At 68.5% G+C, this 17,289-nt stretch carries 18 protein-coding genes; 7 read left to right on the top strand and 11 right to left on the bottom strand.

Annotation, left to right across the window (positions count from 1 at the left end; all coding sequences use genetic code 11):
• Positions 1–10: 10 nt before the first annotated feature.
• Entirely contained in the window at positions 11–484 is a 474-nt protein-coding gene (locus ACW178_RS00905) for an Hsp20 family protein (protein WP_054766743.1), read from the bottom strand.
• Between the two features lie 259 nt (positions 485–743).
• Here ACW178_RS00905 and ACW178_RS00900 point away from each other — a divergent pair, with 259 nt between their 5' ends.
• The 3 genes from ACW178_RS00900 (at position 744) to ACW178_RS00890 (ending at position 3,590) form a co-directional block, all read left to right on the top strand.
• Complete coding sequence (locus tag ACW178_RS00900) at positions 744–1,544, top strand: class I SAM-dependent methyltransferase (protein ID WP_287105721.1); 801 nt, start codon at positions 744–746, stop codon at positions 1,542–1,544.
• Positions 1,545–1,632: 88 nt separating this feature from the next.
• Complete coding sequence (locus ACW178_RS00895; RefSeq protein WP_287105722.1) at positions 1,633–2,544, top strand: class I SAM-dependent methyltransferase; 912 nt, start codon at positions 1,633–1,635, stop codon at positions 2,542–2,544.
• Positions 2,541–3,590 (top strand): alpha/beta fold hydrolase, encoded by a 1,050-nt coding sequence (locus ACW178_RS00890; RefSeq protein WP_287105724.1) that lies wholly within the window; start codon positions 2,541–2,543, stop codon positions 3,588–3,590. The genes ACW178_RS00895 and ACW178_RS00890 overlap by 4 nt, the downstream gene beginning before the upstream one ends.
• A gap of 214 nt (positions 3,591–3,804) precedes the next feature.
• On the opposite strand, the gene ACW178_RS00885 is transcribed toward ACW178_RS00890, so the two are convergent.
• The 3 genes from ACW178_RS00885 to ACW178_RS00875 form a co-directional block, all read right to left on the bottom strand.
• A complete protein-coding gene (locus tag ACW178_RS00885) occupies positions 3,805–4,221 on the bottom strand; it encodes a DUF4279 domain-containing protein (RefSeq protein ID WP_183218142.1) in 417 nt (138 codons plus the stop codon).
• Between the two features lie 63 nt (positions 4,222–4,284).
• Complete coding sequence (gene hisN / locus ACW178_RS00880; protein ID WP_287105726.1) at positions 4,285–5,070, bottom strand: histidinol-phosphatase; 786 nt, start codon at positions 5,068–5,070, stop codon at positions 4,285–4,287.
• Between the two features lie 63 nt (positions 5,071–5,133).
• Positions 5,134–5,514 carry a helix-turn-helix domain-containing protein gene (locus ACW178_RS00875; protein ID WP_054764069.1) on the bottom strand — a complete coding sequence of 127 codons (381 nt, stop codon included), beginning with the start codon at positions 5,512–5,514 and terminating at the stop codon, positions 5,134–5,136.
• A gap of 191 nt (positions 5,515–5,705) precedes the next feature.
• Between ACW178_RS00875 and ACW178_RS00870 the strand changes: the two genes are divergently transcribed.
• Positions 5,706–5,948, top strand: coding sequence for a GlsB/YeaQ/YmgE family stress response membrane protein (locus ACW178_RS00870; RefSeq protein WP_007442559.1), 243 nt, complete (start codon positions 5,706–5,708; stop codon positions 5,946–5,948).
• Between the two features lie 143 nt (positions 5,949–6,091).
• On the opposite strand, the gene ACW178_RS00865 is transcribed toward ACW178_RS00870, so the two are convergent.
• Entirely contained in the window at positions 6,092–6,646 is a 555-nt protein-coding gene (locus ACW178_RS00865; protein ID WP_287105727.1) for a hypothetical protein, read from the bottom strand.
• A gap of 155 nt (positions 6,647–6,801) precedes the next feature.
• On the opposite strand from ACW178_RS00865, the gene ACW178_RS00860 reads away from it, so the two are divergent.
• The gene (locus ACW178_RS00860; RefSeq protein ID WP_287105728.1) at positions 6,802–8,460 is read left to right on the top strand and encodes a GNAT family N-acetyltransferase; all 1,659 of its coding nucleotides are present in this window, start codon (positions 6,802–6,804) and stop codon (positions 8,458–8,460) included.
• 37 nt (positions 8,461–8,497) lie between these two features.
• Entirely contained in the window at positions 8,498–9,658 is a 1,161-nt protein-coding gene (locus tag ACW178_RS00855; RefSeq protein WP_287105729.1) for a kynureninase/PvdN C-terminal domain-containing protein, read from the top strand.
• A gap of 27 nt (positions 9,659–9,685) precedes the next feature.
• Here the strand turns inward: ACW178_RS00855 and ACW178_RS00850 are convergent, their stop codons facing one another.
• The 3 genes from ACW178_RS00850 to ald all read right to left on the bottom strand — a co-directional run bounded on the left by ACW178_RS00850 (position 9,686) and on the right by ald (position 13,111).
• Positions 9,686–10,603, bottom strand: coding sequence for a hypothetical protein (locus ACW178_RS00850; RefSeq protein ID WP_287105731.1), 918 nt, complete (start codon positions 10,601–10,603; stop codon positions 9,686–9,688).
• 146 nt (positions 10,604–10,749) lie between these two features.
• Positions 10,750–11,796 carry a GTPase ObgE gene (gene obgE, locus ACW178_RS00845; protein ID WP_287105733.1) on the bottom strand — a complete coding sequence of 349 codons (1,047 nt, stop codon included), beginning with the start codon at positions 11,794–11,796 and terminating at the stop codon, positions 10,750–10,752.
• A gap of 196 nt (positions 11,797–11,992) precedes the next feature.
• Positions 11,993–13,111, bottom strand: coding sequence for an alanine dehydrogenase (gene ald, locus ACW178_RS00840; RefSeq protein ID WP_287105735.1), 1,119 nt, complete (start codon positions 13,109–13,111; stop codon positions 11,993–11,995).
• 144 nt (positions 13,112–13,255) lie between these two features.
• Between ald and ACW178_RS00835 the strand changes: the two genes are divergently transcribed.
• Positions 13,256–13,732 (top strand): Lrp/AsnC family transcriptional regulator, encoded by a 477-nt coding sequence (locus ACW178_RS00835; protein WP_152948989.1) that lies wholly within the window; start codon positions 13,256–13,258, stop codon positions 13,730–13,732.
• Positions 13,733–13,735: 3 nt separating this feature from the next.
• Here the strand turns inward: ACW178_RS00835 and ACW178_RS00830 are convergent, their stop codons facing one another.
• From ACW178_RS00830 to phyK, 3 genes are all read right to left on the bottom strand, one after another.
• Complete coding sequence (locus ACW178_RS00830) at positions 13,736–15,190, bottom strand: NAD-dependent succinate-semialdehyde dehydrogenase (RefSeq protein ID WP_263596066.1); 1,455 nt, start codon at positions 15,188–15,190, stop codon at positions 13,736–13,738.
• A gap of 103 nt (positions 15,191–15,293) precedes the next feature.
• Positions 15,294–15,431, bottom strand: a complete 138-nt coding sequence (locus ACW178_RS00825; protein WP_017505506.1) for an entericidin A/B family lipoprotein — start codon at positions 15,429–15,431, stop codon at positions 15,294–15,296.
• 83 nt (positions 15,432–15,514) lie between these two features.
• Positions 15,515–17,287 (bottom strand): sensor histidine kinase PhyK, encoded by a 1,773-nt coding sequence (phyK, locus tag ACW178_RS00820; protein ID WP_321208007.1) that lies wholly within the window; start codon positions 17,285–17,287, stop codon positions 15,515–15,517.
• Between the last annotated feature and the right edge of the window lie 2 nt (positions 17,288–17,289).

Genomic DNA, 17,289 nt, shown 5'->3' with positions numbered 1-17,289 from the left:
GTGGGACCGATCAGGCCGCCTTGGGCTTCTCGGTCTTGCCCTCGATCAGGGGCTGGGCGCCGCCGATCTCGATCCGGCGGGGCTTCAGCGCCTCGGGCAGCTCGCGCTTCAGCGAGATCGACAGCAGGCCGTTGACCAGATTGGCCTCGGTCACGACCACATAGTCGGCCAGCTGGAAGCGGCGTTCGAAGTCGCGCTCGGCCAGGCCGCGGTGCAGATAGGTCTTCTGCGCGGCGGCGTCGTCATTGGCGGTCTTGCGCCCGGTCACGGTCAGCAGATTCTCCTTCACCTCGATGTTCAGCTCGTCGGGAGAAAATCCGGCGACGGCGATCTCGATGCGATAGGCGTTCTCGCCCGTGGTCTCGATATTGTACGGGGGATAGCCGCTGTCCTGGCTGGTCCGCGCGGCGGTTTCCAGCAGATTGGCCAGGCGGTCGAAACCGACGGCCGAACGGTACAGCGGGGTGAAATCATAGGTACGCATCAGCATCCTCCTGAGGATCAGCAAGGTTGAGCCGCCCGGCGATTTGCCCGGACGGTGGGAGTTCAGACCGACGACCCGAAACCGGCCTCGTCCGTCCGGAGAGCCCGACATCGGCGCTCTCGGAAACAAAGATGGGAGGCGCAGATCGGCCGTCAAGGGGCGCCCAGGCTGCGACCGAATGTCGGTGTCTCGGGATCGTCATTTGCGCCTGTCCTCAGGTCTCTTAAGGAAGGTGACCCGCACCAGGAGCCCGTCCCCCATGCGCCTTCATCTGCTCGGCCTCGCCGCCGTCCTCGTCGCCCTTCCCGCCGCCGCCCAAACCGTCCCAGCCCAGACGGAAGGCGCCTGGACCCCGCCGCGCTCGGCCCTGTCCAGCACCCTGCCGATCCTGGAGGAAGATAAGGCGCTTCAGGCCGCCGTCGCCGCCCCGACTCGCCCGGCCGAGGACCGCGCCCGCGACGCCGCCCGTCATCCTTACGAATCCCTGACCTTCTGGGGGCTGCAGCCCGGCATGACGGTGGTGGAGATCGAACCCGGCCGCGCCAGCTGGTGGCGGCATATTCTCGAACCCTACGCCGCCGCGACCGGGGGCCGTTATGTCGCCGTCAACCGCCCGCTGGAGTCCATGGAGGTCGCGCCCGGTTCGGCCGACTTCATCCTGGTGGCCCGCGCCTTCCACAACTGGTCGCGCGACGGCCGCACCGAGCCCTATCTGAAGGCGTTTTACGCCGCCCTGAAGCCGGGCGGCGTATTGGCGGTCGAGCAGCACCGCAGCGCCGAGGGGCTGAACGTCGCCGAGGTCGCCTCCACCGGCTATGTCCCCGAAAGCTATGTGATCCATGAGGCCCAGGACGCCGGCTTCGTGCTGGAGGCGCGCAGCGAGCTGAACGCCAACCCCAGGGATGATCACGACCATCCGTTCGGCGTCTGGACCCTGCCGCCGGTGCGCCAGTCCCAGGCCCGCGACGGCTCGGGCGCCCTGACCCCGGACCAGCGCGCGGCCTTCGACGCGATCGGCGAAAGCGACCGTATGACCCTGCGTTTCCGCAAACCCGAATAGTCCCTTTTGACCCGCGTCGCGAACGTGGGTAAGCCCGTTCGACCAAGGTTAGCCGGACGCGGGGGCCGGCTTCCGAGGGGGTGTTTTGATGGTTGATCTTTCTGCGACGTCCCACGGCCTGTCCCGCCGCTTCCTGCTGACCGGCGCGACCGGTCTGGCCCTGACCGGCCTGGCCGCCTGCGGCCGCAAGAAAGAGGCCGCTCCCGAGGCGCCGCCGGCCCCCTCCGGTCCGCCGGAAGGTTCGCTGGAATGGGCCGTCGCCGGCCCCTGGCGCGCCCAGGACCGGCCGCGCGACGCCTTTCGCCACCCGATGGAGACCCTGCGCTTCTTCGGCCTTCAGCCCCGTATGACGGTGGTCGAATTCTGGCCGGGCAGCGGCTGGTACACCGAAATCCTGGCCCCCTATCTGGCGCGCGGCAAGGGCAGCTATATCGCCGCCCTCTTTCCCGAGGGCCCCGCCGCCGACCCGGCCCAGACCGCGCTGAACGCCGCCTTCCAGACCCGGTTCAGTGCGGACAAGAAGCTGTACGGCGAGCCCCAGTTCACCACCTTCGGCGCGGCCTCCGGCCCCGTGGCGCCGGCCGGGACGGTGGACCTGTGCCTGTTCATGCGCACCCTGCACGGCTGGATGGCGGCGGGCATCGCCGAAAAGGCCTTCGCCGACGCCTTTGCGGCGCTCAAGCCCGGCGGGATTGTGGGGGTCGAGCAGCATCGCCTGGCGCCGGAAGAGGACCAGGATCCGGTGGCCGCCAACGGCTATGTCCAGGAAGCCTTCGTCAAACAGCTGGCGGCCGAGGCCGGCTTCGTCTTCGTCGCGGCCTCCGAGATCAACGCCAATGAGAAGGACACCAAGGACCATCCGTTCGGTGTCGACACCCTGCCGCCGATGCGTCTGACCGCTCCCCAGGGCCAGCCCGCCGACCCGACCTTCGACCGATCCAAGTTTGAAGCGATCGGCGAAAGCGACCGTATGACCTTGAAGTTCAGGAAGCCCGAGTGAACCGCGCCCAAGCCTTCGCCGCCAACGCACCTCTTATGGGGGTTCCCGGCGCGTCCTCGCCGCCCGGCGGCAAGGGCGAATGGTATCGGGGCGCCGGTGGCATGCGGTTGCGCGCGGCCATTTGGAAGCCGTCGCACCTGACTGCGGAACAGCCGCGCGGCACCGTGGTGCTCAGCCCCGGCCGCACCGAGCCGATCGAGAAATATTTCGAGGTTATCGGCAACTTCCTGGCCCGCGGCTGGTGCGTCCTGACCCATGACTGGCGCGGCCAGGGCCTGTCGGCCCGGCTGCTGCCCGACCGGCTGAAGGGTCATGCCCGGGCGGTGGAGGAGTTTCTGGACGACTACGGCCGGCTGCTGGACGCCTTCGAGGACCAGTGCCCCAAGCCCTGGATCATGGTCGGCCATTCGATGGGCGCCTGTCTGAACCTGCTGACCCTGCAAGCCGGGGAGACCCGCTTCTCGGGCGCCGTCCTGTCCAGCCCCATGCTGCGGATCAAGACCGGCAAACGGTCGATGTGGTCGGTCAAGCTGGCGGTGCGCTGGAGCATCCGCCACGGCCACGCCGGCGACTATCTGCTGGGCGACCCGGACGATCCGTTCGACCACACCTTCGCCGAGGACGCCCTGACCTCGGACGAGACCCGTTATGAGATGTGGCGCCAACAGCTCTACGCCTGCCCACACCTGGCCATCGGCGGCCCCACCTACGGCTGGCTGGCCTTCGCGCTGGACGCCGGCGAACGCGCGCTCAAGCCCAAGGCCCTCAAGACGGTCAAGATCCCGGTCGCCATCGTCCAGGCCGACGCCGACGACGTGGTCTGGAAACAGACCGCCCGCTGGGCCGCCAAACGCCTGGGCCGCGGCCGCTATGTCGAGGTCCCCGGCGCCAAGCACGAAGTCATTATGGAAGCCGACCCCATGCGCGCCGTCTTCCTCGACGAGTTCGACGCCATGGCGGAATATGTCTCCCCGCCCAAGGGGATTGCGGCCGATCCGTCGGCGCGGGTCGAGGACGTGACGGAAGAGACGCCGTCGGTGGCGTGAGGGGCGCGACGCCCCCCTGTCGTCATCCTCGGGCTTGACCCGAGGATCGAACGATCCGCCGCTTGTGCGAAGGGGCAAGCGCAGAGCCCGATCCGCGCCCGGTCCTCGGGTCAAGCCCGAGGATGACGACAGTAGAGATTTTTGCCGCTGAGGTTAGGGCAAGGTCGGACTTCGGCGCCTAGGTCCATTTCGCAAATCGACCCGTTGCGGACATTCAGTCGGGATCAGTCTGCTCGTAGATGTCGAGGTCCAACATGAGGCCGCGCTGGCCGATCATGAGCTGGGTTTCCGGCCTCAACGTCAGGCCATCGTTACCGGACGCGAGGAACACGCCGCAGAAGACGCGGCCCCGAAAGCGACCCGCGAGCGTTTGCCACGCCTCCAAGTCATCGTTCATCTTGGACAACAGAATCCCGATCTGAGCATCGAGATCGGCAGCCGGGCATCTTTCAGCCACGAGCCGCCATGATCCGGTTCTGGCGAACTTCTCAACCCCCTTCTCAGTGGTCCACGTTCCGCCTTTGGCAACGCCGACAGTCGGTTCACAGCCGAGCGCACGGGATATCTCGGACGGATCGAGATCGTCCCCGTAGAAACCTATAGATGCTACGGTGGAGTCTGGCGTTCCCATATAGGTAGCCTATCAGATCGACGTCCGCTTCCCACCCCTCGCAGACATCCCGACTTCCGTTGCTCAGGCCGCCGCCCGCTTCAACGTCACTAGCGCCTGCTCGATCAGCCGTTCATCCCCGACGGCCAAAATCTGCCCGCTCCCGTCCGGCGCCTCCCCGCGCCAGTTGACCACCCGGCCGCCGGCGGCCTCGATCACCGGGACCAGGGCGGACCAGTCCCAGGGTTTCAGGCTGGTTTCGGCCACCAGGTCCATCCTGCCCGCCGCCACCATGGCGTAGGCGTAGGCGTCGCAGCCCAGGCGGGCCAGGCGGGCGGCGGCGCGGACCTGGGTCCAGGCGCCCAGTTCGGCGCCGTTGAAGATGTTCGGATCGGTGGTCGAGATGACGGCCTCGGTCAGATGCTCGCACGCCCGCACGGCCAAAGGCGTCTCGGTTTCGCCGCGCAGCAGCCGGGCGCCGGACGGGCCGCCGATGAAGATTTCGTCCAGATAGGGCTGGGCGATCAAGCCCACGGTCGGCTTGCCGCCGACGCGCAGGGCGATCAGCGTGGTCCACAGCGGCAGGCCCGAGATGAAGGCCCGCGTCCCGTCTATGGGGTCCAGAATCCACACATGTTCGGCGTCGGGGCGGTCCTCGCCGTATTCCTCGCCGATCACCCCGTGGTCGGGATAGCGTTCGGCGATCAGGCGGCGAATGGCCGCCTCGGCCTGTTTGTCGGCCTCGGTCACGGGGTCGAACCCCTTGGCCCCGCCCTTGTCCTCATGACCGAGGTCGGAGCGGAAGAAGGGCAGGGTGACGCGCGCGGCTGCGTGCGCCAGTTCCACGGCGAAGGATTCGAACTCGGTCATGCGCGGCTCTTAGAGCATGATCGGTCGGGACGGAACCGAAAGGGGCCCGGCTGAGGCGTCAGATCAGGCGGCGACGTCCTTTGAGTCGTGCAGCGACTTGGCCAGGTCCAGCAGGCGGCGGCGCGGCCGCTCCTCCAGCTGATAATAGGCCTGGATCAGGTCCAGGGTCTCCTTGCGCGAGAAGACCTCCTGGGCCGTGGGCAGGCCGCCCTTGTTCTCCAGCGCCTCGGCGACGCCGTCATAGAAATAGCTGACCGGCGTCTCCAGCGCCTGGGCCAGCTGCCAGAGGCGGGCGGCCGAGATGCGGTTGGCGCCGCATTCGTATTTTTGAATCTGCTGGAAGCGGATTCCCACCTGCACGGCCAACTGCTGTTGCGTCAGCCCCAGCAGGCGACGGCGACGCCGCAGACGGCGGCCCAGGTGGAGATCGATGTCGGTGGCCATGGCCCCCAATTCCTCATCTGCAACCCGTCCCGAATTGGCACGGCTCGCCCGAAACCTCGCAATCGCCATGCCGGATCGGGCTTCGCAAGGGCTGGCGGCCCCTGTCCGGGAATCGGGACGGGGTTGCGCAACCCGATCGGGGCGGACGCATTTAGTCGGCAGCTTGGCTTTTGAAGGAAGGGACCAAACTTATGGGCATTATCGCCTGGATCATCATCGGCATCGTCGCGGGCTGGCTCGCGGAACAGATCATGGGTCGTAACCACGGCCTGATCACCAATCTGATCGTCGGCGTCATCGGCGCCCTGATCGGCGGCTTCATCGCCGGCGCCCTGGGCATCAGCTGGGGCGGCTGGATCGGTTCGACCATCGTCGCCACCATCGGCGCCGTGATCCTTCTGTTCCTGTTGGGCCTGGTCAAGCGTCGCGCCTGACCCCCGACTTAAGGCAATATAAGACGAAGGGGCGGTTCGCAGGAACCGCCCCTTCTTTTGTCCGGCTCGGATCACCGACACAGGAAAGGCGGCCGGCTGAGCCGACCGCCTTCCAGGATCAAGCCGTCAGAGGCTTGCCGCGATCAGCCCTGGGGGCTAGCCGGCGGGGTCGTCGGATCGCTCGAGGTCGCGGGGTCCGTCGGTTCAGTCGGCGCCGGCTCGGCGGGCAGGGTCGGCGGCGTCGGGTCCGCCGCGTCGGGCGCAGTCGTCGGCTCGGGCGCGGTCGGGGACGTCATGGCGTCGTCAGCGGGCGGCGTCGTCGCGTCGGGGGTGGCGGAAGCCTCGCCCTCGATGGCGGCTGCGGCGTCGAACTCAGCCTTGGTGTAATCCACCTTAACGGCTTCGCCTTCCTGGCGAATGCCGTTCAGCGGCACGGCGCGAACCTGGCCGTCCGCGCCGCGGACAGTCAGCTCCTGAGCGCCCGAGGCGTTGGTCTGAACGCCTTCCAGCTTGCCCAGCTCGCCGTCAGGGCCTTGCACCGAGACGCCCGGCGTCAGTTGCAGGCTCTGTTGGCTCGAAGCTGAGGCCGCGGCGTCTTGAGAGGCCGGCGGGGTCGAGGCGGCGTCTTGGGCCAGGGCCGGCGCGGCGATCAGAAAGGCGGCGGCGGCGCTAGTCAGAAAAGCGGTCTTGATGTTCATGGGACTATACCCTCGTACAAGCGGGCCCGGCGCCCGCATCGACCAAACCCGCCGTGTTACGGATTGTTTCACGCGCCTCTAAATGACCTTGGACCCGCCCCGGTTGGACGAGTCTTGGTCTATGATGGGGCGGAAAAGGCGAATCGGGGGGCTCTGTGAGCCAGAAGAACATCTATGGGCCTCGGCTCGTGCGGCGGCTGCTCGGGCTGGCCTATGAGCTGACGCCCCAGGTTTTCGCCGTCCTCGCCTTCGGCGCGGGGGCGCTGATGCTGATCTCGGCGGTGACGCCCGAGTTCGACGAGCGGTTGCGCCTGCTGACGGGCGTCGTCTCGCCCATACTGATCGACCTGTCGCATTTCATGGCCAGCATCGCCGGCTTTATCCTGCTGTTGCTGTCGGCGGGCCTGTGGCGGCGCAGGCGCGGCGCCTATTGGGCGGCGATGGCGGCCCTGGCGGCGGGGGCGGTCTTTTCTCTGCTGAAGGGGCTGGACTGGCGGGAATCGATCGATCTGATCCTCGTGGCTGTCCTGCTGGCGCCGTGCCGTTCGGCCTTCAACCGGCGTTCGCGTCTCAGCGAGCCTCTGCGGCCCGGCTGGCTGCTGCTGTTGATCGCCGTGGTGATCTCCATGCTGTGGCTGGGCTTTTTCGCCTATCGGGACGTGGCCTATTCGGACGAACTGTGGTGGCGCTTCCTGGTCGATCGCCAGGCTTCGGGCTTCCTGCGGGCCGGTCTGGTTCTGTCCCTGCTGACTCTGCTGGTCGCAGGCCGGTCTCTGCTCAGTTCGCCCGGCGCCGACAGCCACGGCCCGGCGTCGCGCGAGGAGATCGAACGCGCGCGTCAGGCGCTGGAGACGGCCGACGCCGCCGCCCCCGAAGCCTGGCTGGCCATGCTGGGCGACAAGGCCCTGCTGTTCAGTCCGTCGGGCCGCAGCTTCCTGGCCTATCGCGTGCGCGGGCGGCGCTGGATCGCCATGGGCGAACCCGCCGGCCTGACGACGGAGCGGCAGGAGCTGCTCTGGGCCTTCGCCGAAATGGCCGACAGCTACGGCGGCTCGGCGGTCTTCTATTCCGTCGGCGACGACATTTTGGGTGAACTGGCGACCATGGGCCTGGCCCTGCGCAAGGTCGGCGAGACGGCGGTGATCCGCACGGAAGCCTTCACCACCGAAGGCAAGGGCAAGCAGAACCTGCGAACGGCCCTGAACCGGGCCGAGCGGGAAGGGGCGCGGTTCGAAGTCCTGCCGCCCGGTTCGGCCCGGCCGCTGGAGGGCGAACTGCGGGCGATTTCTGACGCCTGGCTGGCCATGCACAATGGGGCCGAAAAGTCCTTCTCCCTGGGCCGTTTCGACATCGACTATCTGGACCTGACGCCGCTGGCGGTGATGCGCGAGGGCGACCGGATCGTGGCCTTCGCCAATCTTCTGGTCACGCCGGGCGAGGCGGCGGTGGATCTGATGCGCTATACGCCCGACGCCCCGCACGGGGTCATGGACTATCTGTTCACCCGCTGCGTCCAATGGGCCAAGGCGGAGGGGATCGCCGAGTTCGACCTGGGCATGGCGCCGCTGGCGGGGCTGGAGGATCGCCGCATCGCCCCCGTCTTCGCCCGTGTGGGCGCCCTGGTGTTCGAAGAGGGCGGCGCCCTTTACGGCTTCCAGGGCCTGCGCAGCTACAAGGGCAAGTTCGGCCCGGAATGGAAGGCCCGCTTCATCGCGGCGCCGGTCTCGACTCCTCTGCCGCTGGCTCTGCTGGACGTGGCCCTGCTGACCAGCGGCGGCTGGCTGGGCATGCTGGGCCTGCGCAAGGGGCGTTGACGTCGACGGCCGCCGCCGAAGCGGTCATGATGGCGCCATGTCATTTAAGCCCCTGTTCTCCCGCGCCCTGTCCCTGGCGCCCGGCCGTCTGCATTTCGCCGCCCACAGCCACCACCTGTGGCCTGACGCCTCGTTCGAGGCCCAGCAGCAGGCCTGGCTCGACGCCAATCTGCACGCGGACCGCAAATGGGACCTGATCTTCGGCGAGGTCATCCCCAGGGCCCAGGCCGAGGTCGCGGGCGAGCTGGGGCTGCCGTCGCCGGACAGTCTGGTCTTCGCCCCCAACACCCATGACCTGCTGCTGCGGGTCTTTTCGGCGATCGAGCGCCGGCCCGTGCGGATTCTGTCGACAGACGGAGAGTTCCACTCGTTCCGTCGCCAGGCCGAGCGGTGGGAGGAGGCGGGCCAGGCGGTCGTCACGCGCCTGCCCCTGGACCCGTTCGACACCTTCGCAGACCGGTTCGTCGCGGCGGCCGAGGGCGGGGGCTACGACTGGGTCGTCGTCAGCCACGTCTTCTTCCGCACCGGGGGACTGTTCGACCGGATCGAGGCTCTGGCGGCGCTGGCCCGGCCGGAAGGGCCCTGGGTGCTGATCGACGGCTATCACGGCTTCATGGCCACGCCGACCGACCTGTCGGGCGTCGCGGACCGGGTCTTCTATGTCGCCGGCGGCTATAAGTACGCCATGGCGGGCGAGGGCGCCTGTTTCCTGCACGCGCCCGACGGTTTCGGCGCCAGGCCCGTGATCACCGGCTGGTTCGCCGAGTTCGGGGATCTGTCGGGGCCGCGCGGCGGGGTTCAGTATCGCTCGGACGGCGGCCGTTTCTGGGGGGCCACCTTCGACAGTTCGGCCCTGTACCGGTTCAACGCCGCCCGCGGGATGCTGAGCCAGGCGGGGCTGACGACGGAGGACGTCGCCGAACACGGCCGGGCGCTGGCGTTGCAGTTCCAGGCGGCGGTCGGTGCGGGCGAGGCGGGTGTTTTCGGCGAGGCCGAGATTTTGAACCCCGTCGTCGGCGACGGGACGCGCGCCAGGTTCCTGGCCCTGCGTCATCCCAACGCCCAGGCGTGGCGCGCGACCCTGCTGGCGGCGGGGGTGGTGACGGACGTCCGCGACGACGTGATCCGCTTCGGCTTCGGCCTTTATCAGGACGCCGCGGACGTGGATCGGCTGATCGCGGCCTGCCGGGCGGTGTGAAGGCGGCGTGAAGGGGCGGGAGCCCGATCAGAAAAAGGTGCTGTCGTCCTGGGTCTTGGGCGTCGGCGCGGCGCGTGGCGTCGGCGTTCGGTTTGTGGCCTGCCCATTGGGGGCCGAACCCTGGGCGCCCGGCGTCGGCGCGCCTGGAGCCTGTGGAGCGGCTCCAGGCGGTGTGGCGGCCGGCGGAATGGCCGGCAGGTTTGGATAGGGCAGGGCGGAGGGATCGGAGCCCGGAGCGGGCGTTTCACCGCCGTAAGGCGCCGAGGCGGCGTCCGCATCGGGCGTGGCCGTCCCGACCCGATCCGGCGCGTTCAGGTCGTCGCGGATGAACGGCCAGGCGCGGTTGTCGGCGCAGCCGCAGGCCTTCAGGAATCCGTCCCGATCCCGCCACAGCACCAGCGGATAGGTGATCTGCACGCCTGCGTCCTTCAGCAGTTCGGTCAGGCGGGCGTCGAACTGACGACTGGCCTCGACCACGGCGGCGCGGGCCAGATTGCCGTCGGCCGCCGGAATGCCGGCCGCCGTCCATTCTCGCGCGGGTGTCTGGATCCAGCGCTGGTACAGCGACCAGTCGCGGGTCAGCCACAGTTCGGCGACGGTGGCCCGTTCGGCCGCCGTGGACTGGGCTGCGCCTTCCCGGTCGGCCCGGGCGAACAGGATGATGCGGGGCTCCACCCCGGCCGCCTTCAGCTTGTCGATCTCTTCGCGGACGTAACGCTGGGTCGAGGCGCTGTCGCGATAGCCGATGACATAGAGGGGTTCGCCCCCACCGCCGCCCGAGACCCAGGAAGCCTCGTCCAGCAGCTGCTGAATCTGGGCCTGATTGCGCGTGATGGTGACGGGCTGGAAGCGCGAATAGAAGTTCCAGTAGGCCCAATAGCCCGTCCCGGCCAAAACCAGACCGACCAGGGTGGCCAGAACCGACCATATCAAGAAACGACGCATCAGGCGGGGTGCTCCAGCTTCACCGTTGGCACGGTTAACGCATAGCATCGAAAACCGTTGTCCGCTTCATTCACGCAGACCCAGATCGCCGAAATCTCAGGGTGACGTGCGCGCGCCACATCTGTCGGGCGCGCGGCCGCCGTCAATCAGGGCTGCCAGCCCGAGACCTGATCCGCTTCGCTGTCGCCGGCCAGGGCGCCCCGGGTCTTCTTCACCTCGGCCCAGGCGGCGCGCAGCAGGGCGGGCACGCCCTCGCCGGACACGCCCGACACCAGCATGGGCCGGCGGCCCGCGACCGCCTCCAGGGCCTTCGCCTTCTCTTCGCGCTCCTCAGGCGACAGGGCGTCGATCTTGTTCAGCGCCAGGATTTCGGCCTTGTCGGCCAGGCCCTCGCCATAGGCTTCCAGCTCGTGACGGATGATCCGGTAGGCCTCGGCGACGTCCTCCTGGGTCCCGTCGATCAGATGGATCAGGCTGGCCGACCGTTCGACATGCCCCAGGAAGCGGGTGCCCAGGCCCGCGCCCTCGCTGGCCCCCTCGATCAGGCCGGGAATGTCGGCGATGACGAACCGTTCGGTCGGCGACAGGTCCACCATGCCCAGATTGGGCGCCAGGGTGGTGAAGGGATAGTCGGCGATCTTGGGCTTGGCCGCGCTGGCCGCCGACAGGAAGGTGGACTTGCCCGCGTTCGGCAGGCCCGCCAGGCCGATGTCGGCGATCAGTTTCAGCCTCAGCCAGACCCAACGCTCCTGGCCCTCCTGGCCGGGGTTGGCGTAGGCGGGCGCCTGGTTGGTCGGTCCCTTGAAGCGGACATTGCCCCAGCCGCCGTTGCCGCCCTTCAGCAGCAGCTCGACCTTGCCGGGCGTATCCATGTCCAGCAGCACCGTCTCCTTGTCCTCGTCCAGCACCTGGGTGCCGACCGGAACCTTCAGCACCACGTCCTCGCCCTTGCCGCCGTGCATCTGGCGACCTTGGCCGTGGTGGCCGGTCTGGGCCTTGAAATGCTGCTGGTAGCGATAGTCGATCAGGGTGTTCAGCCCCTCGACCGCCTCGATCCAGACGTCGCCGCCCTTGCCGCCGTCGCCGCCGTCCGGGCCGCCGTTGGGAATGAATTTCTCGCGTCGGAACGACACGGAGCCCGCGCCGCCGTTGCCGGAGCGGATATAGATCTTGGCCTGGTCGAGGAACTTCATCGCGGGCTTATGCCAAAAGACGACGGCGAATCACAGGCGCCATCAGTCCCTCTCCCGCTTGCGGGAGAGGTGGCCCGTCGATCGCGCAGCGATCAAGGGTCGGAGAGGGGAGTATCGCGACACTCCCCCCATCGTCAGGCGTGTCGCTGCGCGCCACGACCTGACACTTCCCCCGCAAGCGGGGGAAGGTCTCGGATCAACCCTTGGCCCAGACGCCGAACGGATCGCTCCAGTCCATGCCCAGCGCCTGGGCCACGGCCGGGTAGGTGATCTCGCCCTTCAGCACGTTCAGGCCGCGCGCCAGGTGCGGGTCCTTCTTCAGCGCCTCCAGACCGTGATCCGACAGGGCCAGGCCGAAGGGCAGGGTGGCGTTGTTCAGGGCTTCGGAGCTGGTGCGGGGCGCGGCGCCCGGCATGTTGGCGACGCAATAGTGGACCACGCCGTCGATCACATAGGTCGGGTCTTCGTGGGTGGTCGCGTGCGAGGTCTCGAAACAGCCGCCCTGGTCGATGGCCACGTCGATCAGGACCGAGCCGGGCTTCATCGTCTTCAGGTGCTCGCGTTTGACCAGCTTGGGCGCCGAGGCGCCGGGCACCAGAACGGCGCCGATCACCACATCGGCCTTGACCAGCTCTTCCTCGATCGCGCCGATCGAGGAATAGCGGGTGATGACGCGGCCGTTGGTGACCTCGTCGATATAGGCCATGCGCGGGATCGAGCGCTCCAGCACCACCACCTCGGCGCCCAGGCCCATGGCCATCCGCGCCGCGTTCAGGCCCACGACGCCGCCGCCCAGCACCAGCACCCGGGCCGGGGCCACGCCCGGCACGCCGCAGAACAGCAGACCCATGCCGCCGTTGTGCTTCAACAGGGTCTCTGCCGCCGAGAAGACGGCGATCCGACCGGCGACTTCGGACATGGGCGCCAGCAGGGGCAGGCCGCCGCGCGCATCGGTCACGGTCTCATAGGCGACGGCCGCGCATTTCGACGCCAGGAGGCCCTTGGTCTGCTCCGGGTCCGGCGCCAGGTGCAGATAGGTGTAGAGGATCTGGTCCTCGCGCAGCATCTCCCACTCGACCTTCTGCGGCTCCTTGACCTTCACGATCATGTCGTTGTTGGCAAAGACGGTCGCCGCGTCGGGGACCAGGGTCGCGCCCGCCTTCTCGTAATCCGCATCGGTGAAGCCGGCGCCCAGGCCGGCGCCGGTCTGGACCGACACCGAATGGCCGTGGGCCACATATTCGCGCACCGCCGTCGGCGTCAGGCCGACCCGGTGTTCGTTCTTCTTGATCTCGCTGGGAACGCCGACTCGCATGGGGCCTCTCCGTGAATGGGTCAAACCTCCGCCTCTCCTGGGCGGATCGCAGACGGCAGATATAGCGCCGAGCCGGACGCAGAATCCTGTTCATTTCAAGGCCTGAACGCCGTACATGCGAATTTTCTGCGAAGAGGTTGGCCCATGAAGACCGTTTCCGCCGTCGAACTGGACGGAACCGACAGGAAGATGCTTCGTCTGCTTCAGCAGGACGGCCGCATGACCAACGCCGACCTGGCCCGTCAGGTGGCCCTGTCCGAAAGCGCCTGCCTGCGCCGGCTGCGAGCGCTGGAAGCGGCCGGCGTGGTCGATCATTATGCGGCCGTGATCAGCGAACGGGCCGTGGGCCTGCCGATCAGCGTCTTCGTCACCGTCACCCTGTCGTCCCAGTCGGAGGCGGCGCTCAGCGCCTTCGAACAGGCGGTCGCCGCCGCGCCCGAGGTGATGGAATGCTATCTGATGACCGGGGGCGCCGACTATCTGCTGCGTCTGGTGGTGCGCGACGTCGATGATCTGGAACGGGTCCACGCCAAGACCCTGACGCGCCTGCCCGGCGTCCACCGGGTCTCGTCCAGCGTGGCCATGCGATCGGTGGTCAAGCGCGGGGTCCTGCCGGTCTGAGCCTCATCTCAACGCCAGGGTCACGGTCTTCACATCCACATATTCGTCTATGCCGTGGATCGAGCCCTCGCGGCCGTAGCCGGACTGTTTGACCCCGCCGAACGGGGCGACGGCGGTGGAGATCAGGCCGGTGTTGACCCCGCACATGCCCGCCTCGATGCGGCGGCTGAACCGCATGGCCCGATCCAGGTCGCGGGTGAACAGATAGGAGGCCAGGCCGAATTCGCTGGCGTTGGCCTTGTCCAGCGCCTCGGTCTCGGTGTCGAAGGCGAAGACCGGGATCATCGGACCGAACGTCTCTTCCTCGCGGAACAGGGCGTCGTCGCCGCCCAGGGTCACGGTCGGCTCGAAGAAGCGGCCGCCCAGCGCATGGCGCGATCCGCCTGTCAGAACCCGCCCGCCGTCGGCCCTCACCGCCGTCACATGTTTCTCGACCTTCTCGATCGCCTTGTCCTCGATCAGGGGACCGACCTTGACCCCCTCTTCGAAGGCTGCGCCCACCTTGATCTTCGCCACCTCGGCCGCCAGCTTCTCGGCATAGGCCTCGGCGACGGACCGCTCGACATAGACCCGGTTGGGGCAGACGCAGGTCTGGCCCGAGTTCCTGAACTTGCCCTTGATGGTCTCGGCGACGGCCAGGTCCAGATCGGCGTCGGCGAAGACGATCAGGGGGGCGGCCCCGCCCAGTTCCATCGACACCCGTTTCAAGGTCGGGGCGCACTGTTCGGCCAGCTTGCGGCCCACGCCGGTCGAGCCGGTGAAGGACAGTTTGCGGATCAGGGGGCTGTCCGTCAGCACCTTGCCGATCACGGAGGCCTCGCCCGTCACGATCGACAGGGCGCCGACCGGCAGGCCGGCCTGATAGGCGAGCTCGGCCAGGGCGATGGCCGTGAACGGGGTCTGGCTGGCCGGCTTGACCACGGCGGTGCATCCCGCTGCAAAGGCCGGTCCCAGTTTGCGCGTCAGCATGGCCGCCGGGAAGTTCCACGGGGTGATCAGGGCGCAGGGCCCCACCGCCTCGCGATAGGTCAGCAGCAGATGGCCCAGCGGGCTGTCCTGGGTCTCGCCGATCAGCCGCTCGGCCTCGCCGGCGAACCATTTGATGAAGCCGTTGGCGTAGGTCACTTCGCCCTTGGCCTCCTCGAACGGCTTGCCGTTCTCTAAGGCCATCAGGGCGCCCAGGCCTTCGAGGTTCTGATCAATCAAGGCGGCCCACTGGCGCAGAAAGGCCGCACGCCTGTGCGGATCGCCGCGCGACCAGTCGGGAAAGGCCTCGGCGGCAGCTTGGATCGCGGCGTCCGTCTCTGCGGCGCCCAGCTCGGGGACATGGCCGATCACCTCGCCGGTCGCGGGGTCGTCCACCGCAATGCCTGACCCGTTCGCCGGGATCGGCTCGCCGGCGATCAGGGCGTGCTGGCGCATCAGGGCGAGGCCGGCGTTCTTGGCGGTCTGGTTCACGATCAATCTCCTGAGGCTGTCCCGAAACGAACAAGGCCCCGACGAAGCGGGGCCTTGCAAGTCCGATGCGGCTCGCCTGTCGGGAAGGCGAGGCGGCGGCGGCTTAGTTCTTGGCGTCTTGGGCGGCGCCGGTCACGGCTTGGCCGGCGGCCTGGGTGTCGCGGCCCACGCCTTCGACGGTGTTGCAGGCGGCGGTGGTCAGGGCGGCGGCGGCGGCGACCAGGACAAAGATCTTACGCATGAGAAGGCTCCGGTTCAGCCGACATGGGGTTCTGTCGGTCTTGCCCTAGGAACGCGACGCCACGGCGGCGGTTCCCTCCGGCTTCAGGCCTTGTCGGCCGGGTCGGCGGGCGACAGGGCTTCGGGCGTGGCGAAGGTCATGCGGGCGATGGAGCCGCCGCCCGGCGCCTCCACGAACTCGGTCTCGCCCCGCAGCTGTTTGGCGAAGGCGCCCATCAGGGTCTGACCCACGCCAGCCTCGGCGGCGGCGGAGCCCCCCGGACCGTCGTCCTCGACTTCCAGAATGGACGTCTCGCCATAGACCCGGAAGCGGACCTTCAGCGCGCCGCCGCGACCGGCGAAGGCGTGCTTTTGCGCATTGTTGACGGCCTCGACCAGCCACAGGGCCAGGGGCGCCAGCTTGTCAGGATCGACATAGAGGGAATCGGCGTCCACCGAACTGACCACCACATGGCCGCGCACCGCCTCGCCGGCGATGAGCTGGCCCACCAGCTCGTTCAGGAAGTCGCGGGCGTCGGCGTGGCGGATGTCCTCGCTCTGGTACAGGGTGCGATAGATCAGGGCCAGGGCCGAAATCCGCTGGCGCGTGTCGCCCAGCGCCGCCTTGGCCGGGGCGTCGGTCAGGGCCCGCTGCTGCATCGACAGAAGCGAGGAGATGATCTGCAGATTGTTCTTCACCCTGTGGTGGATTTCGCGCATCAGCGCGTCCTTTTCGGCCAGGGAGGCGTTCAGCTCCCGGTCGCGCTGGGTGATGGCCTCGGCCATTTCGTCCAGGGTCCGAGCCATGACGCGGATTTCCGACGGGGCGTTCATGGCCTGGAGCGGCCGCACCGAAAAGCGACCGCGCGCATAGAGGGCGGCGATCCGTTCCAGATAGTCCAGCCAGCGGATGAAGATCCGCTCGGACAGCAGCATGACGGCGGCGAAGGCCGTCAGCCAGGCGCCCAGGGGCAGCAGAAGCGTGCCGATCGGGTTGAGCCGCGCCCAGGACAACAGTCCCGGCGCCGGCGCCGAGAGCAGGGCGTAGAGATCGCCCCCGGCCAGAACCGCTCCGGCGTAGTCGCGGCGCTGGCCCTGGCTGTCCTTGCCCGCAAAGACGGCCGAGCCCTGGTCTCGCGCCCGCTCCACCCAGCCGGTGACGTCCCCCCCGTCCGACAGGCGGAAGGCGGCGGGGTCGCTGGCGAGCAGCACCCGCCCTGCGGCGTCCGTCAGGGCCGCTTCGGACTGGTCGGGCAGGGCCGGATCGCGAGTGTCCGGCTGAAGCGCCGACAGGGGGATGACGGCCGCCATGGCGCCGTCGAACCGGCCCATCGGCCGTTCGGCCCGGATGGCGACGATCAGGGCGGCGGGATAGCCGGCGTAGACGGGGGCGCGAACCACCACCAGATCCTCGCCGCGGCGAAGCCGTTGGAACCAGGTCGAGCCCGCCGCCGGCGTCACGCCCGACCGCAATCCCTCGGGACGTCCGGAGGAACAGACCGCCTCGCCCGTCGGGCTCAGGCGATAAAGGCCCTCATAACCCTCCAGCCGATCGACCAGGGCGGTCAGGCGTGGCGCGCAATAGGGGCCCAGGGCGTCGGGGCTGAGCGCGCGCAGCAGAACCTGGGCGCTGTCCAGCCGCGCCTTGGCGCTGCCGGCGCTGCGTTCGGCGGCGAGTTGCAGATCGGTGCGGCGATCATCCGCCTGCCGGCGGAAGTCCGCCTGGGTCTGGATGACGATCAGGATCAGGATGGGCAGCAGGGCCAAGGCCATGGCCGTGCCCAGCCGGAAGCGAATGCCTTGGAACCGGGCCGAATTCCAGCGTCGTCCCAGGCGAGGCCTCGGCGCGGGGGCGTCGGATTGGGCGGCCTGGTTCACCG

It is taken from the genome of Brevundimonas sp. AVps4 (assembly GCF_058681525.1).
The sequence above is the reverse complement of the archived record's forward strand: the minus strand, read 5'-3'. Positions and strand labels throughout refer to the sequence as shown.

What these genes read in the sequence shown, in the direction of transcription:
- hisN (WP_287105726.1), bottom strand. Translation starts at nt 5,070, where the DNA reads ATGACCGAGTTCGAATCCTTCGCCGTGGAACTGGCGCACGCAGCCGCG.
- ACW178_RS00865 (WP_287105727.1), bottom strand. Translation starts at nt 6,646, where the DNA reads ATGAACATCAAGACCGCTTTTCTGACTAGCGCCGCCGCCGCCTTTCTG.
- ACW178_RS00900 (WP_287105721.1), top strand. Translation starts at nt 744, where the DNA reads ATGCGCCTTCATCTGCTCGGCCTCGCCGCCGTCCTCGTCGCCCTTCCC.
- ACW178_RS00825 (WP_017505506.1), bottom strand. Translation starts at nt 15,431, where the DNA reads ATGCGTAAGATCTTTGTCCTGGTCGCCGCCGCCGCCGCCCTGACCACC.
- ACW178_RS00850 (WP_287105731.1), bottom strand. Translation starts at nt 10,603, where the DNA reads ATGCGTCGTTTCTTGATATGGTCGGTTCTGGCCACCCTGGTCGGTCTG.
- ACW178_RS00835 (WP_152948989.1), top strand. Translation starts at nt 13,256, where the DNA reads ATGAAGACCGTTTCCGCCGTCGAACTGGACGGAACCGACAGGAAGATG.
- ACW178_RS00905 (WP_054766743.1), bottom strand. Translation starts at nt 484, where the DNA reads ATGCGTACCTATGATTTCACCCCGCTGTACCGTTCGGCCGTCGGTTTC.
- ACW178_RS00885 (WP_183218142.1), bottom strand. Translation starts at nt 4,221, where the DNA reads ATGGGAACGCCAGACTCCACCGTAGCATCTATAGGTTTCTACGGGGAC.
- ACW178_RS00870 (WP_007442559.1), top strand. Translation starts at nt 5,706, where the DNA reads ATGGGCATTATCGCCTGGATCATCATCGGCATCGTCGCGGGCTGGCTC.
- ACW178_RS00875 (WP_054764069.1), bottom strand. Translation starts at nt 5,514, where the DNA reads ATGGCCACCGACATCGATCTCCACCTGGGCCGCCGTCTGCGGCGTCGC.
- obgE (WP_287105733.1), bottom strand. Translation starts at nt 11,796, where the DNA reads ATGAAGTTCCTCGACCAGGCCAAGATCTATATCCGCTCCGGCAACGGC.
- ACW178_RS00895 (WP_287105722.1), top strand. Translation starts at nt 1,633, where the DNA reads ATGGTTGATCTTTCTGCGACGTCCCACGGCCTGTCCCGCCGCTTCCTG.
- ald (WP_287105735.1), bottom strand. Translation starts at nt 13,111, where the DNA reads ATGCGAGTCGGCGTTCCCAGCGAGATCAAGAAGAACGAACACCGGGTC.
- ACW178_RS00855 (WP_287105729.1), top strand. Translation starts at nt 8,498, where the DNA reads ATGTCATTTAAGCCCCTGTTCTCCCGCGCCCTGTCCCTGGCGCCCGGC.